The sequence below is a fragment of the Symbiopectobacterium sp. Eva_TO genome, assembly GCF_053848865.1.
In genome coordinates, this window is sequence record NZ_JBSPEY010000004.1 from 3,138,699 (window position 1) to 3,152,302 (window position 13,604).

General features: G+C 52.1%; 10 protein-coding genes, 4 pseudogenes and 1 riboswitch. Of the genes and pseudogenes, 8 read left to right on the forward strand and 6 right to left on the reverse strand.

Annotated elements, in window-relative coordinates; genetic code table 11:
• Positions 1 to 15 precede the first annotated feature (15 nt).
• Positions 16 to 1,056: an IS481 family transposase gene (locus ACWWJF_RS18705; protein WP_455868673.1), complete on the forward strand. Its 1,041-nt coding sequence runs from the start codon at positions 16 to 18 to the stop codon at positions 1,054 to 1,056.
• 151 nt (positions 1,057 to 1,207) lie between these two features.
• Here ACWWJF_RS18705 and ACWWJF_RS18710 read toward each other — a convergent pair.
• Positions 1,208 to 2,538, reverse strand: a pseudogene (locus ACWWJF_RS18710) (IS4 family transposase).
• 180 nt (positions 2,539 to 2,718) lie between these two features.
• Here ACWWJF_RS18710 and ACWWJF_RS18715 point away from each other — a divergent pair.
• A complete protein-coding gene (locus ACWWJF_RS18715) occupies positions 2,719 to 3,495 on the forward strand; it encodes a hypothetical protein (RefSeq protein WP_455870277.1) in 777 nt (258 codons plus the stop codon).
• Here the strand turns inward: ACWWJF_RS18715 and ACWWJF_RS18720 are convergent.
• Positions 3,470 to 4,543: pseudogene (locus ACWWJF_RS18720) on the reverse strand (IS4 family transposase); the annotation flags it as partial. The gene ACWWJF_RS18715 and the pseudogene ACWWJF_RS18720 overlap by 26 nt on opposite strands.
• A gap of 87 nt (positions 4,544 to 4,630) precedes the next feature.
• On the opposite strand from ACWWJF_RS18720, the gene ACWWJF_RS18725 reads away from it, so the two are divergent.
• A protein-coding gene (locus ACWWJF_RS18725; RefSeq protein ID WP_455871169.1) for an IS3 family transposase occupies positions 4,631 to 5,838 on the forward strand; the annotation gives its coding sequence in 2 pieces (ribosomal slippage) (positions 4,631 to 4,952 and positions 4,952 to 5,838; 1,209 coding nt in all).
• Here the strand turns inward: ACWWJF_RS18725 and ACWWJF_RS18730 are convergent.
• The gene (locus tag ACWWJF_RS18730; protein ID WP_455870278.1) at positions 5,830 to 6,153 is read right to left on the reverse strand and encodes an IS4/Tn5 family transposase DNA-binding protein; all 324 of its coding nucleotides are present in this window, start codon (positions 6,151 to 6,153) and stop codon (positions 5,830 to 5,832) included. The genes ACWWJF_RS18725 and ACWWJF_RS18730 overlap by 9 nt on opposite strands.
• A gap of 201 nt (positions 6,154 to 6,354) precedes the next feature.
• Between ACWWJF_RS18730 and ACWWJF_RS18735 the strand changes: the two genes are divergently transcribed.
• The gene (locus ACWWJF_RS18735) at positions 6,355 to 6,525 is read left to right on the forward strand and encodes a hypothetical protein (RefSeq protein ID WP_455870279.1); all 171 of its coding nucleotides are present in this window, start codon (positions 6,355 to 6,357) and stop codon (positions 6,523 to 6,525) included.
• Positions 6,526 to 6,539: 14 nt separating this feature from the next.
• Here ACWWJF_RS18735 and ACWWJF_RS18740 read toward each other — a convergent pair.
• Positions 6,540 to 6,752: pseudogene (locus tag ACWWJF_RS18740) on the reverse strand (IS110 family transposase); the annotation flags it as partial.
• Positions 6,753 to 6,764: 12 nt separating this feature from the next.
• Positions 6,765 to 7,609, reverse strand: a protein-coding gene (locus tag ACWWJF_RS18745) for an IS5 family transposase (protein WP_455870280.1) whose coding sequence is annotated in 2 segments (ribosomal slippage) — positions 6,765 to 7,264 and positions 7,264 to 7,609 — 846 coding nt in all. Because the reading frame shifts where the segments join, the coding sequence is not laid out codon by codon here.
• Between the two features lie 142 nt (positions 7,610 to 7,751).
• Here ACWWJF_RS18745 and ACWWJF_RS18750 point away from each other — a divergent pair.
• From ACWWJF_RS18750 to ACWWJF_RS18765, 4 genes and pseudogenes are all read left to right on the forward strand, one after another.
• Positions 7,752 to 8,782 (forward strand): annotated as a pseudogene (locus ACWWJF_RS18750) (IS630 family transposase).
• A gap of 281 nt (positions 8,783 to 9,063) precedes the next feature.
• Positions 9,064 to 9,160: riboswitch (TPP riboswitch) on the forward strand.
• A 37-nt stretch (positions 9,161 to 9,197) separates the two neighbouring features.
• Positions 9,198 to 10,001 (forward strand): hydroxyethylthiazole kinase, encoded by an 804-nt coding sequence (gene thiM / locus ACWWJF_RS18755; protein ID WP_455870281.1) that lies wholly within the window; start codon positions 9,198 to 9,200, stop codon positions 9,999 to 10,001.
• Complete coding sequence (gene thiD / locus ACWWJF_RS18760; RefSeq protein WP_455870282.1) at positions 9,989 to 10,813, forward strand: bifunctional hydroxymethylpyrimidine kinase/phosphomethylpyrimidine kinase; 825 nt, start codon at positions 9,989 to 9,991, stop codon at positions 10,811 to 10,813. The genes thiM and thiD overlap by 13 nt, the downstream gene beginning before the upstream one ends.
• Before the next feature lie 258 nt (positions 10,814 to 11,071).
• Positions 11,072 to 12,112 carry an IS481 family transposase gene (locus ACWWJF_RS18765; protein ID WP_455870283.1) on the forward strand — a complete coding sequence of 347 codons (1,041 nt, stop codon included), beginning with the start codon at positions 11,072 to 11,074 and terminating at the stop codon, positions 12,110 to 12,112.
• 354 nt (positions 12,113 to 12,466) lie between these two features.
• On the opposite strand, the gene ACWWJF_RS18770 is transcribed toward ACWWJF_RS18765, so the two are convergent.
• Positions 12,467 to 13,501 (reverse strand): IS630 family transposase, encoded by a 1,035-nt coding sequence (locus ACWWJF_RS18770; RefSeq protein WP_455870938.1) that lies wholly within the window; start codon positions 13,499 to 13,501, stop codon positions 12,467 to 12,469.
• Positions 13,502 to 13,604: the final 103 nt, after the last annotated feature.

The following is a 13,604-nucleotide window of genomic DNA, read 5'->3' on the forward strand; positions in this document are numbered from 1 at the left end:
CACGAGGTAACTCTCATGCTTCATACTAACAATCCCATCATCAAACACAAAGCCGGCCTGCTCAATCTCGCCGAAGAACTCGGTAACGTATCAAAAGCCTGTAAAATCATGGGGGTGTCACGCGACACGTTTTATCGCTATCAGGAACTGGCGGCAGAAGGCGGCATTGACGCTCTGGTTAACCAAAACCGCCGGGTTCCAAACCTGAAAAACCGTGCTGATGAAGCCACTGAACGTGCGGTTGTTGATTACGCCATTGAGTTCCCGGCTCATGGCCAGCACCGGACCAGTAATCAGCTGCGTAAAAAAGGCGTCTTCATTTCTGGCAGCGGTGTGCGCTCCATCTGGCAACGACACGATCTGGAAAACTTTCGTAAGCGCCTGAAGGCACTTGAGGAAAAAGTTGCCAGAGAAGGCATCGTACTTACTGATGCTCAAATCGCTGCACTGGAGAAGAAGGCGCACGACGACGAAGCCTGTGGTGAAATAGAGACTGCTCACCCGGGTTATCTGGGGTCGCAGGACACCTTCTACGTGGGTAATCTGAAAGGTGTTGGCCGTATCTACCAGCAGACGTTCGTGGATACGTACTCGAAAGTGGCGCACTGCAAGCTTTACACGAGTAAAGCACCGATCTCTGCCGCCGACCTGCTCAATGATCGCGTGCTGCCGTTCTACGAAGCTCAGGGGCTGCCAATGCTAAGAATACTGACGGACAGGGGGACGGAGTACTGCGGTAAAGTGGAACAACATGACTATCAGCTGTACTTGGCTATCAACGATATAGACCATACGAAAACGAAAGCGATGTCTCCGCAGACAAACGGTATCTGCGAGCGCTTCCATAAAACTATTTTGCAGGATTTTTATCAGGTTGCGTTCCGTAAGACGTTATACGAGGACCTAGAAAGTCTACAAAAGGATCTGGACAACTGGTTGTGGCATTACAATAATGAGCGAACTCATCAGGGTAAAATGTGCTGCGGGCGTACGCCAATGGCCACGTTACTTGATGGTAAACGAGTCTGGGCAGAAAAAAATCTGAACCAGATTTAATCTGACAGACACCTGTATAAATAACCGGTAACTGTCAGATCAGGTCTGAGCTAATACACATAATTCGCTGTGCAGTATCATCAGCTTTGATTGACTGATTTAATTCTGATTCCAGCGCTGTTATTTGCTCGACAAGGTAAAGATCACCTCGTTATACACATCTCTGTTCGTGCCTGAGCGCGCGTAGCGTTTCGGCGGCCGTCATGACTTTCTGCAAGCCTTTCCAGATAGTTTTTGCGCCTGGTTCACCGTCGCCTTTTCGAGCAAGAATGCCTCCGAGTTGCGCAACTAAGCGCAATACTTCGTTTAGCTTAGGGCGGCCCTTGGGCATACGCTTGTTCATCAGTAGGTAAGCTCCATGAGTCTCGTCGGAATTAAAGAACAACATTGCGTCCAGCTCTGGACAGGTTCGTCCCATACGCATTAAATAGGCGATGCGCCATGCCACGATCATGAACAGCGCCAATGCCCGCTCAATGCGATCCACGGTCGATAACTGTAACGCTTCGACACAGCAGCCGTTCTTCAGCATATTGAAGAACATCTCGATTTCCCATCTAGCCCGATACCAGTCGATCAGCTCCACGATATCTTCTCGTCCTTCAGGTACGCGATTGCTCAGCAACCGCCACTCGACCGGCTTCACGCCTGCTGGCGGCTCAATTTCCTTGGCTATCACACAAGTCACTGCCAACCCGCAACGCAGCGACACTCGCTTCACGCGCAGCGCCTGTTTCACCGTACGCGCCTTCTGCCCCGCGCGAGCCGCCATAACGAATTGGATTTCTCCCACCGGCACGGTCTTTCCAACCTTCTGCCAAAGCTTCTCATTACAGTCCAGACTGCGATTATGAGTCGAGCGGATCAACCAGTCAGCCTGAGTGCCAAGGTCATCAGCGAGCTGCATCAACGCCTTGATATCCGCTTCGCGATCGGCTAAGTACACCAGACGTGTGTTTGGCAACTCCGAGGCGAGTTCAGCAACTCGCTCGTATCCCTCGAGCCAGCGCGTACTCTCCTTGAGCCCATCGCGTTTTCCGTCTGCATCCTTCGGCTCTCTTGCCCACATCCACGCATCCAGTACGCCCAACCCCACGCGATCCGGACTGACCCGTAGGTCGGATGCAGGTACAGACCACGCCTGGCTTCGTAGTTCAAGGGACCCAAGCCTTGGATTTGCTGCCCGTTGAAGTCAAGCTCGGTAGTGTCTTGGATACACAGCACAACCTCGTGTTCTCGGATCCTTTCCTGCGTACGCTGCCAGTGAGGTTGCAGAATGTCTCGCCATTCGAATGCTTGGTTCTCCATGAAGCGGTAAGCACCCAGCGTCTCAGACCATCCGAGGCACGCATGCGGAATGATGGCTTGCGGATTCTCAGCCAGCCGTATCAAAAGCCCTTTGGCGCGCTTATTGAGCCTCGTGTCACCAAGATTTACCCCTTCCAGTTCTTGGTGTGCCCAGCCATCTGAATCCCGTATCATTTTTCAGCGCCGTAAATGGCGATAGTACACGTCGGTTTCACTTCATTTACAACCCCACTGGCTGCCTATTTCAGCCCGCTAACCCTTGGCATATAAGGCGTTGCGGACTTGTGTATAACGAGGTGGGGCTAACCCAGTGACTGTTATCGTATAATTATCTGAATTTAAAGGAATATTGCCATGTTGCCAGCAGTGACTTCCGAATCTATCGCTCTGTTACCCCTTTATCCCCGCGATCGGCAGCACGCTGCCTTGACGCCCGCCTCAGTGATGAATCAAACCCACCTCAGGCCGCATGGACACTTGGTTTATCGTTTTCAGGATCGGTTCTTCTGGTGTGAGCATGATGATGTTTCCTCGCTACGCAGTCGGGTGAGTTATATCAATACGCTGATTAATCATATCCGGCAGACGATGCCCAACCGGGATCAACCGCTGACGCTGATTTCACTTGGCGCAGGTGGGTTGCTGATGAAGTCCTTTATTCATGTGCAGTTGCAAGGCAATGGGTATCAGGACATCAACTGGCGGGTGATCGATGTCGAATACGGGCCTGATGGAACTCAACGCTGTCTTTCACATCGCGACAGTCTTGATGCCTTTGTCGCGTTAACGAAGGAAAAACTGGCTGTTTACGGTTCTGACCAACGCTATTTTAATACTTTTATGGACGGGAACGGTGCAACGAATGACAGAGGCCGCGGCGCTACCGTGCTGCTGGGCATTGATCCGCCTACTTCATCGTCACAGGCTTTGGGCATGGCATGCTTTGATCCGCAAAGTATGTCGGTCAAGGGGCGCCCCGTTGAAGATATCACCGACGCCAATTGTCTCTATTTGATCGCCTGCGATCCTGAATATAAAGAGCAGGTACACCATGCGATAGCGGCGCTGGCACGTGGCGATCGCGTAGTAACCCTAGGCCACCTCGTTATACACATCTCTGTTCGTGCCTGAGCGCGCGTAGCGTTTCGGCGGCCGTCATGACTTTCTGCAAGCCTTTCCTGATAGTTTTTGCGCCTGGTTCACCGTCGCCTTTTCGAGCAAGAATGCCTCCGAGTTGCGCAACTAAGCGCAATACTTCGTTTAGCTTAGGGCGGCCCTTGGGCATACGCTTGTTCATCAGTAGGTAAGCGCCATGAGTCTCGTCGGAATCAAAGAACAACATTGCGTCCAGCTCTGGACAGGTTCGTCCCATACGCATTAAATAGGCGATGCGCCATGCCACGATCATGAACAGCGCCAATGCCCGCTCAATGCGATCCACGGTCGATAACTGTAACGCTTCGACACAGCAGCCGTTCTTCAGCACATTGAAGAACATCTCGATTTCCCATCTAGCCCGATACCAGTCGATCAGCTCCACGATATCTTCTCGTCCTTCAGGTACGCGATTGCTCAGCAACCGCCACTCGACCGGCTTCACGCCTGCTGGCGGCTCAATTTCCTTGGCTATCACACAAGTCACTGCCAACCCGCAACGCAGCGACACTCGCTTCACGCGCAGCGCCTGTTTCACCGTACGCGCCTTCTGCCCCGCGCGAGCCGCCATAACGAATTGGATTTCTCCCACCGGCACGGTCTTTCCAACCTTCTGCCAAAGCTTCTCATTACAGTCCAGACTGCGATTATGAGTCGAGCGGATCAACCAGTCAGCCGGAGTGCCAAGGTCATCAGCGAGCTGCATCAACGCCTTGATATCCGCTTCGCGATCGGCTAAGTACACCAGACGTGTGTTTGGCAACTCCGAGGCGAGTTCAGCAACTCGCTCGTATCCCTCGAGCCAGCGCGTACTCTCCTTGAGCCCATCGCGTTTTCCGTCTGCATCCTTCGGCTCTCTTGCCCACATCCACGCATCCAGTACGCCCAACCCCACGCGATCCGGACTGACCGCGTAGGTCGGATGCAGGTACAGACCACGCCTGGCTTCGTAGTTCAAGGGACCCAAGCCTTGGATTTGCTGCCCGTTGAAGTCAAGCTCGGTAGTGTCTTGGATACACATGATGTAGCCCCCTGTAACACCAGACAGTAGCTGTATCTCCAGATAAGAGATAGGCTTAGATATATGTCTAACAATCATGCTAATTTTGAAATGACCGGGATCCTGTTAGGGCAAGAAGTCCGTAAGCGTAAAACTCCGCAAGAGAAAATCGCCATCATTCAGCAGACAATGGAGCCGGGGATGAACGTCTCCCATGTAGCCCGCCTGCATGGCATCCAGCCCAGCCTTTTGTTTAAGTGGAAGAAGCAATACCAGGAAGGAAGCCTCACCGCCGTTGCGGCCGGAGAAGAAGTGGTTCCAGCTTCGGCGCTGGCGACTGCCCTCAAGCAGGTCCGAGAGCTACAGCGCCTTCTGGGTAAGAAGACGATGGAAGTTGAGATCCTCAAAGAAGCAGTGGAGTACCGCCAGTCGCGAAAATGGATAGCGCACGCGCCCTTGTTGCCAAAGGATGGGGAATAGCTCTGGTCAGCCGCGCCATGAGCGTGTCGTGTGCGCAGCTGTCACTGCGGGTTAACCGTTCTGCCGACTGGCTGGACAGGCGCAGCAACCGGCGTAATGACGAAGCTGATGCTGAGATATTATCGGACATCCTCCGTATCATCAGCGACATGCCCAGTTACGGTTACCGCCGAGTGTGGGGTATCCTGCGTAAGCAACGTCGTGCAGAGGGACTTCCACCGGTGAACGCCAAACGGCTTTACAGGATAATGAGCGAGCATAACCTGCTGTTGTTGCATGATAAAACTGAACGTCCGAAGCGGGAGCATAAAGGCAAAATCGCGGTAGCAGAGAGCGATATGCGCTGGTGCTCAGATGGCTTCGAGTTCGGTTGTGACAACGGCGAGAAGCTGCGGGTGACGTTCGCACTGGACTGCTGCGACCGGGAGGCCATAGACTGGGCAGCGAGCACCAGGGGTTATGACAGTTCAACCGTGCAGGATGTGATGCTGAGGTCGGTGGAAAAACGCTTCGGTAGCGCGCTGCCGGATAAACCAGTGCAATGGCTGACGGATAATGGTTCAGCGTACACAGCGCATGAAACGCGGAAGTTCGCCAGAGAACTGAATCTGGAGCCCTGCACAACAGCAGTGAGCAGTCCACAGAGTAACGGCATGGCAGAACGGTTCGTGAAGACGATGAAGGAAGATTACATCGCCTTCATGCCAAAACCCGATGTGCGAACAGCGCTGAAGAATCTTGCAGCGGCGTTCAATCATTACAATGAAAACCATCCGCACAGTGCGCTGGGATACAACTCCCCAAGAGAATATCGGCGCCAGCGGGCATCGTTAACTTAAGATACAAAAGCTGTCCGGAGATGGTGGGTCAAGATCAGTGTCTTGGATACACAGCACAACCTCGTGTTCTCGGATCCTTTCCTGCGTACGCTGCCAGTGAGGTTGCAGAATGTCTCGCCATTCGAATGCTTGGTTCTCCATGAAGCGGTAAGCACCCAGCGTCTCAGACCATCCGAGGCACGCATGCGGAATGCTGGCTTGCGGATTCTCAGCCAGCCGTATCAAAAGCCCTTTGGCACGCTTATTGAGCCTCGTGTCACCAAGATTTACCCCTTCCAGTTCTTGGTGTGCCCAGCCATCTGAATCCCGTGTCATTTTTCAGCGCCGTAAATGGCGATAGTACACGTCGGTTTCACTTCATTTACAACCCCACCGGCTGCCTATTTCAGCCCGCTAACCCTTGGCATATAAGGCGTTGCGGACTTGTGTATAACGAGGTGATCTATGGTCACCCCCATTTTTGCAACACTGATCTTTGATTAATGGAGGGCTTGCTTAAATCTATCCGGCGTCTTTATGGCCAAGGATGCCCGCGCCACGATGAGTTTCGCACCTGATATTCCTAAAAAGGCCATCGGCTTCATTGAGCCATTTTCATTTTTTGGTTTTATATCAGGCCGTCAGGCCGTTCATGTCATCAATAATCAGTCTTCGCAAAACCAGATGGGTAACTTCGTAAATTGCTGACTGTTAGACCAGCATTACTGTTCAAACACGGTATTTCGTGTCGTTATTGCCCAAGCTATTCGAGCTAATTTATTTGCTAATGCACAGCACACAACGCAAGAATGTTTCCTGCCCAACTGAGACCTTACCCAATCAGCTAATCTCCCTGATTGATGGTCAATTCTTAGGATAAATACCCGCGCACATTGAACAAGCAATCGGCGAAGGTTTTTATCTCCACGCTTGCTAGGCTGTGTCCCTTAATTACATAACCTCTGGTAAAACAGGCGGATGCATCCCAGTTTCAACATTGCCAGATAATTCCTCGCCGTTTTGTCGTAACGTGTCGCAATGCGACGGTATTCTTTCAGACGGCGAAAGCTCCGCTCAACAACGTTCCGATTGCGGTAGGCGTCACGATCGAGCTTTGAACGACCATCCACCGCCATTTTTTCAGTGGATTTTCGGGGGATGACAGTTTTTATACCTCTGTTTTTCAGCTCGTTACGTAATACATGCCCGGAGTACGCCTTGTCAGCGAGTACCGCATGACCACGGCGTTTCATACTGCCGTTCTGGCGTTGAACACCAATACCGTTCAAAAGACGTAGTGCAAACTGACTTTCATGAGCCTGACCGGGGCTCAACACGATGTTTAACGGAAGACCACTTCCGTCTGTAGCCATATGGATTTTGGTGCCAAAACCACCTCGAGAGCGACCCAGCCCATTATCTCCGGTGATATCGGGGTGTTTTTTTGAGCACCGGCAGCACATTTCAGCGCCCTGATATTGCTACCATCCAGCGCAGTCGCTGACCAGTCCACGAGGCCATGGGCATCAAGTGATGAAAGTAACTTATTAAAAATAATCTTAATGACTCCCGATTTTGACCATCGGTTAAAGCGGTTATAAACGGTTTTCCATGGGCCGTATCGCTCAGGTAAATCACGCCATGGGGCACCAGAGCACAGCCCCCAAAACATGCCATTGATAATCATGCGATGCTCAGCCCATGGGCGTCCGGCCTGTGGTGTTGCTGGTTCAGCAGGGAGTAAGGGCTGGATGATAGCCCATGCTTCATCGGGAAGGTCGTAGCGAGCCATAGTTCAAAATGATGTAGAAACAAACAGTTAGCATAACTCATGGGATTAAGGGACACAGCCTAGATCACCTGAAGGGAACTCAGTCCGAGTTGAGCGATCTGATCAATCGATAAAGCTCCCAAATCATCAACCGGACTGAGCGATGTCGAGCATAGCACCGATACCCCGTAACGAACGACGCCTGATGAAGAAAACTCTCCATAAAACGCGTGACAAGAATCACGCCCGCAGGCTGACCGCCATCCTGATGTTGCACCGGGGCGAGCGCGTGAGCGATGTCGCCAGAATGCTTTGCTGCGCCCGTTCGTCAATCGGCAGATGGATTAACTGGCTCACCCTGTACGGCATTGAAGGCCTCAAATCTCTGCGGCCCGATCGTGGCCGTCGCTGGCCGTTTGAACAGATCTGCGCACTGTTAATCCAGCTCGTAAAGCGTTCCCCTCATGATTTTGGCTATCAGCGTTCGCGCTGGAGCACGGAACTGCTAGCGATAAAAATCAATGAGATAACCGGTTGCCAGTTGCATGCTTCCACGGTGCGCCGTTGGCGGCCTTCTGCCGGTCTGGTGTGGCGACGCGCAGCTCCTACGCTGCGTATCCGCGACCCGCATAAGGAAGAAAAAATGGAGGCCATCGCGATGGCGCTGGAACAATGCAGCGCGGAACATCCCGTCTTTTACGAAGACGAAGTGGATATTCATCTGAATCCCAAAATTGGCGCGGACTGGCAGGTTCGCGGGAAGCAGAAACGCATCGTGACGCCGGGCCAGAACGAGAAATATTATCTGGCGGGTGCATTACACAGCGGGACGGGAAAAGTCAGCTATGTTGGAGGAAAAAGTAAAATATCGTGTTTTTTATCAGTATGTTAGAGCATCTGAGAACAACGTACAGACGGGCAAAAACGCTCACGCTGATAGTTGATAACTACATTATTCACAAAAGCCGGGAGACGCAGCGCTGGCTGGAAGAAAACCCGAAATTCAGGGTTATTTATCAGCCGGTGTACTCACCATGGGTAAATCATGTAGAGCGGTTATGGCAGGCGTTGCATGAAACCATTACCCGCAATCATCAATGCTGTTCAATGTGGCAGTTACTGAACAAGGTTCGCCGCTTCATGGAAACCGTCAGCCCCTTTCCCAGTGGAAAACATGGACAGGCAAAAGTGTAGCGGTATTAGGAACAGCTATTTACATAACGCTAATTATTTAAGGGTATAAGCGTAACCGAGAAGAATATAATGCCAGCTCGGCATACACAGAAGGTAAGGGGGATTGGGGGGACAAGTGTGAAAACCCGTACCATTTTGCTTTGCTTTTACTCAGCGGTGAATGAATGTCTGGTCAGGCAATCGTCCTTTGACGGGAGGTGAATACAAATCAATTTACACTCTCTGGTTTGATGATTATCCTGAATATGTTTTGCTGTGACAGTACCACAGTAAATTGATGTTGCGATGACTCGGGGTGCCCTTCTTTGTGGAGGCTGAGAAATACCCGTACCACCTGATCTGGATAATGCCAGCGTAGGGAAGTCTCGGTATTCCGATCGGCTACCGTCTTCTTGCACGCCGGTTGGGAGTGATAATGAACGACCTGCCCACCGATTTTTCTGCTGCCCACGCGGCGGCAGTTTTGCACGATTTCTCAACGGCTTCGCCGTTAGTCCATTGCTTGACCAACGATGTGGTCCAGTCTTTTACCGCCAATGTGTTGCTGGCGCTCGGGGCATCCCTGGCGATGGTGGTGGATCCGGGCGAGGCGGCGCAGTTTGCTGCGTTGGCCGATGCACTTCTGATTAATGTAGGCACCTTAGAATCAACGCGTGCCGATGCGATGTTGGCCGCTGTACATAGCGCTAATCAAGCGGGAAAACCCTGGGTGCTGGATCCTGTCGCGGTTGGCGGGTTGCGCTTTCGCACCGATTTTGTGCGCGAATTGCTGCCTTGCAAACCGGCGGCGATTCGCGGTAATGCTTCGGAAATTATCGCGCTATCTGGCGTCGCTTCGCAGGGCCGAGGCGTTGACAGCCATGACGCATCCTTTACTGCCATCCCGGCCGCTCGCGAACTGGCGGCGCGCTGGTCAACCGTGCTGGCGGTGACGGGAGAGGTGGACTACGTCACGGACGGTGTACGCGTTTGGGCGATAAACGGTGGCCATCCGGTGATGACACGCGTAGTGGGTACCGGGTGTGCACTCTCTGCGGTCGTTGCAGCATTCTGCGCCCGTGGTGAAGACTTGTTGTCTCAAGTTGCGACAGCCTGTGCAGTAATGGCGCAAGCAGGGGAGCGTGCCGCCGCGCAGTCCAACGGGCCAGGCAGTTTTACACCTGCATTTTTGGATGCGCTTGCGCTATTGCGTCAGGAGGCTCAGACATGTGCCTTATAAAAGAGAACGCACCCCGAATAAATGCGTTAACGATAGCAGGCACCGATCCCAGCGGTGGAGCCGGGATCCAGGCCGATCTAAAAACGTTCTCTGCCCTGGGCGCCTATGGCACCAGCGTGATCACTGCGCTGGTGGCGCAAAATACTCAGGGTGTGCAGTCGGTTTATCGTATCGAACCTGACTTTGTGGCGGCTCAACTGGATTCTGTATTGAGCGATGTGCGTATTGATAGCGCGAAGATCGGCATGCTGGCGCAAAGTGATATTGTTGAAGCCGTTGCTGAACGCCTGCAACGCTATGCTGTCCCTTATATTGTGCTGGACACGGTGATGCTGGCAAAAAGCGGCGATCCGTTACTGGCGCCTGAAGCAGTCGCTGCGATTCGTGAGACGCTGTTGCCGCGCGTGTCACTGATAACCCCTAATCTGCCGGAGGCGGCGGCGCTGTTGGCGTGCAATGCGGCGACGACAGAAAGTGAGATGAAAGCTCAAGGGCAAGGGTTGCTGGAGATGGGATGCCAGGCGGTGTTGATCAAGGGGGGGCACTTGAGTGACACGGAGAGTCCGGATTGGCTGTTTCAACGTGGGCATGCACCGCAACGTTTCTGCGCACCACGGGTAAACACCCGCCACACTCATGGTACAGGATGTACGTTGTCTGCGGCGCTGGCGGCGCTACGCCGCCGCCACCACGATTGGGAAAATACGGTGCAAGCGGCGAAGCATTACCTCCAGCATGCATTACTGGCGGCAGATTCATTGGAGGTGGGTCAGGGGATTGGTCCCGTGCATCATTTTCATCAATGGTGGTAGCCTGCTATGATGGTGGTAGCTTGCTATGGATGAAGCGGTCGGCGGCGATAAGCCGCCGACATTGAGGCTTGATGCCGGTGGGATCAGAAAGAGATGATCCTGGCGGTAAACCTGTTGAGCAATAACAAACGGCACAACAGCACTGATGCAATAAACTGTATTAGTCGCGACTTGATCTGACACTGGACCTTGAAAGGTTGAGAGTTACCGGTTTTGATATGGGTGTCGAATCCTTATACAAAACACGAGGTAACTCTCATGCTTCATACTAACAATCCCATCATCAAACACAAAGCCGGCCTGCTCAATCTCGCCGAAGAACTCGGTAACGTATCAAAAGCCTGTAAAATCATGGGTGTGTCACGCGACACGTTTTATCGCTATCAGGAACTGGCGGCAGAAGGCGGCATTGACGCTCTGGTTAACCAAAACCGCCGGGTTCCCAACCTGAAAAACCGTGCTGATGAAGCCACTGAACGTGCGGTTGTTGATTACGCCATTGAGTTCCCGGCTCATGGCCAGCACCGGACCAGTAATCAGCTGCGTAAAAAAGGCGTCTTCATTTCTGGCAGCGGTGTGCGCTCCATCTGGCAACGACACGATCTGGAAAACTTTCGTAAGCGCCTGAAGGCACTTGAGGAAAAAGTTGCCAGAGAAGGCATCGTACTTACTGATGCTCAAATCGCTGCACTGGAGAAGAAGGCGCACGACGACGAAGCCTGTGGTGAAATAGAGACTGCTCACCCGGGTTATCTGGGGTCGCAGGACACCTTCTACGTGGGTAATCTGAAAGGTGTTGGCCGTATCTACCAGCAGACGTTCGTGGATACGTACTCGAAAGTGGCGCACTGCAAGCTTTACACGAGTAAAGCACCGATCTTTGCCGCCGACCTGCTCAATGATCGCGTGCTGCCGTTCTACGAAGCTCAGGGGCTGCCAATGCTAAGAATACTGACGGACAGGGGGACGGAGTACTGCGGTAAAGTGGAACAACATGACTATCAGCTGTACTTGGCTATCAACGATATAGACCATACGAAAACGAAAGCGATGTCTCCGCAGACAAACGGTATCTGCGAGCGCTTCCATAAAACTATTTTGCAGGATTTTTATCAGGTTGCGTTCCGTAAGACGTTATACGAGGACCTAGAAAGTCTACAAAAGGATCTGGACAACTGGTTGTGGCATTACAATAATGAGCGAACTCATCAGGGTAAAATGTGCTGCGGGCGTACGCCAATGGCCACGTTACTTGATGGTAAACGAGTCTGGGCAGAAAAAAATCTGAACCAGATTTAATCTGACAGACACCTGTATAAATAACCGGTAACTGTCAGATCAGGTCTGAGCTAATACAAATCATTACAATGAAAACCATCCGCACAGTGCGCTGGGATACAACTCCCCAAGAGAATATCGGCGCCAGCGGGCATCGTTAACTTAAGATACAAAAGCTGTCCGGAGATGGTGGGTCAAGATCACCTACTGCCTTTATCTGCAACTTTGCCTCGGCAGCTTTAGCTCTAGCTGTGGGTAATGAGATATCAGGATATTCACCCATTACGAGCCACCTCGTTATACACAAGTCCGCAACGCCTTATATGCCAAGGGTTAGCGGGCTGAAATAGGCAGCCGGTGGGGTTGTATACTCGATTAACTTGAAGTTGCATTTTTCAGCGTCTGGAAGTTGTCATTAATCCTGCGCGACAAGCCCCCCGCCAGTCCCGGTAATATATTGCGGAAGAAGTGGTGTATTTCCTGCCGAAACGCCTTTGGTGAAGCGAAGTAGCGGTTGTTTCTCACCTTTTCATTCATCACTTTCCACAGTCTTTCTATCGGGTTCAGATTCGGGCTGTAAGGCGGCAGATAGTGGAGGTCGATATTCATCACATATGCCCACTTTTTCACCAGCTCCGCCCGGTGGTAACCCGCTCCGTCGAGTATGATATGCACCTTCTGTCTTATCGGGTAAGTTTCCCGGATGGCGATAAAAAAGCGGGCGATATTGAGACTGTTGATGCTGTCGTACTCCCGAACCACCGTGCTGCCGATGTCGTTCAGGTTCAGGGCTCCCATGATGTTCAGACGGGTACGACTACCGGTGGTTTCCACTGGCTGAGATTTTTTTCCCGCAGGCATCCAGCCATATGCCAGTTTTGTTCCCTGTGTCGGGTGGACGCCATCGATGAACAGGATGGGTTCATCGTCACCGGCTTTTTGTTTCAGCTCGTTGTAGGTTTCCACAAACGCCTGCTGCGCTTCTGCACTGAATTTATGTGGGATACCGACAGGCTTTCGATAACTGAAGCCGTTGCGGTGCAGCCATTTAGTCATTCCCGGAACGGTGTAGCGGATACCCCACCAATCAACAACCTGTTCAATGATAGCCTGTGTAGTGGGAAGAAGGTTGTTCGTCAGAGATGTGGTGAGTTCAGCGGTTTGCTCTTCGCTGAGATGACTATCAGAGCCGCCATTCTCAGGCGCAAGTTTCTCACCCTTTAGCCAATCATTTAGATGACGGCGTACCGTGGTTTCGTGAATAAGTTGCGATTGTGCAATCATTCCTGGCGTCCAGCCATCGGCAGACAATAGGACACACCGTATCCGATCGCGCACATGATGGTCACGACTTGTTTGGTGAAGATTCCTTAACTTTTTTTTCTGCTCTTCAGTGGGATGAATGTTCATAACCATGAAATGGGTATTGTTCATGGAAAATCAAGCATCTTCAATGATTACGAGTATAAATGAAGTGAAACCGACGTGTACTATCGCCATTTACGGCGCTGAA

Bases quoted from the DNA above. Each gene is read 5' to 3' on its own strand.
- ACWWJF_RS18705 (WP_455868673.1), top strand. From the start codon at position 16: ATGCTTCATACTAACAATCCCATCATCAAACACAAAGCCGGCCTGCTC.
- ACWWJF_RS18715 (WP_455870277.1), top strand. From the start codon at position 2,719: ATGTTGCCAGCAGTGACTTCCGAATCTATCGCTCTGTTACCCCTTTAT.
- ACWWJF_RS18730 (WP_455870278.1), bottom strand. From the start codon at position 6,153: ATGACACGGGATTCAGATGGCTGGGCACACCAAGAACTGGAAGGGGTA.
- ACWWJF_RS18735 (WP_455870279.1), top strand. From the start codon at position 6,355: ATGGCCAAGGATGCCCGCGCCACGATGAGTTTCGCACCTGATATTCCT.
- thiM (WP_455870281.1), top strand. From the start codon at position 9,198: ATGAACGACCTGCCCACCGATTTTTCTGCTGCCCACGCGGCGGCAGTT.
- thiD (WP_455870282.1), top strand. From the start codon at position 9,989: ATGTGCCTTATAAAAGAGAACGCACCCCGAATAAATGCGTTAACGATA.
- ACWWJF_RS18765 (WP_455870283.1), top strand. From the start codon at position 11,072: ATGCTTCATACTAACAATCCCATCATCAAACACAAAGCCGGCCTGCTC.
- ACWWJF_RS18770 (WP_455870938.1), bottom strand. From the start codon at position 13,501: ATGAACATTCATCCCACTGAAGAGCAGAAAAAAAAGTTAAGGAATCTT.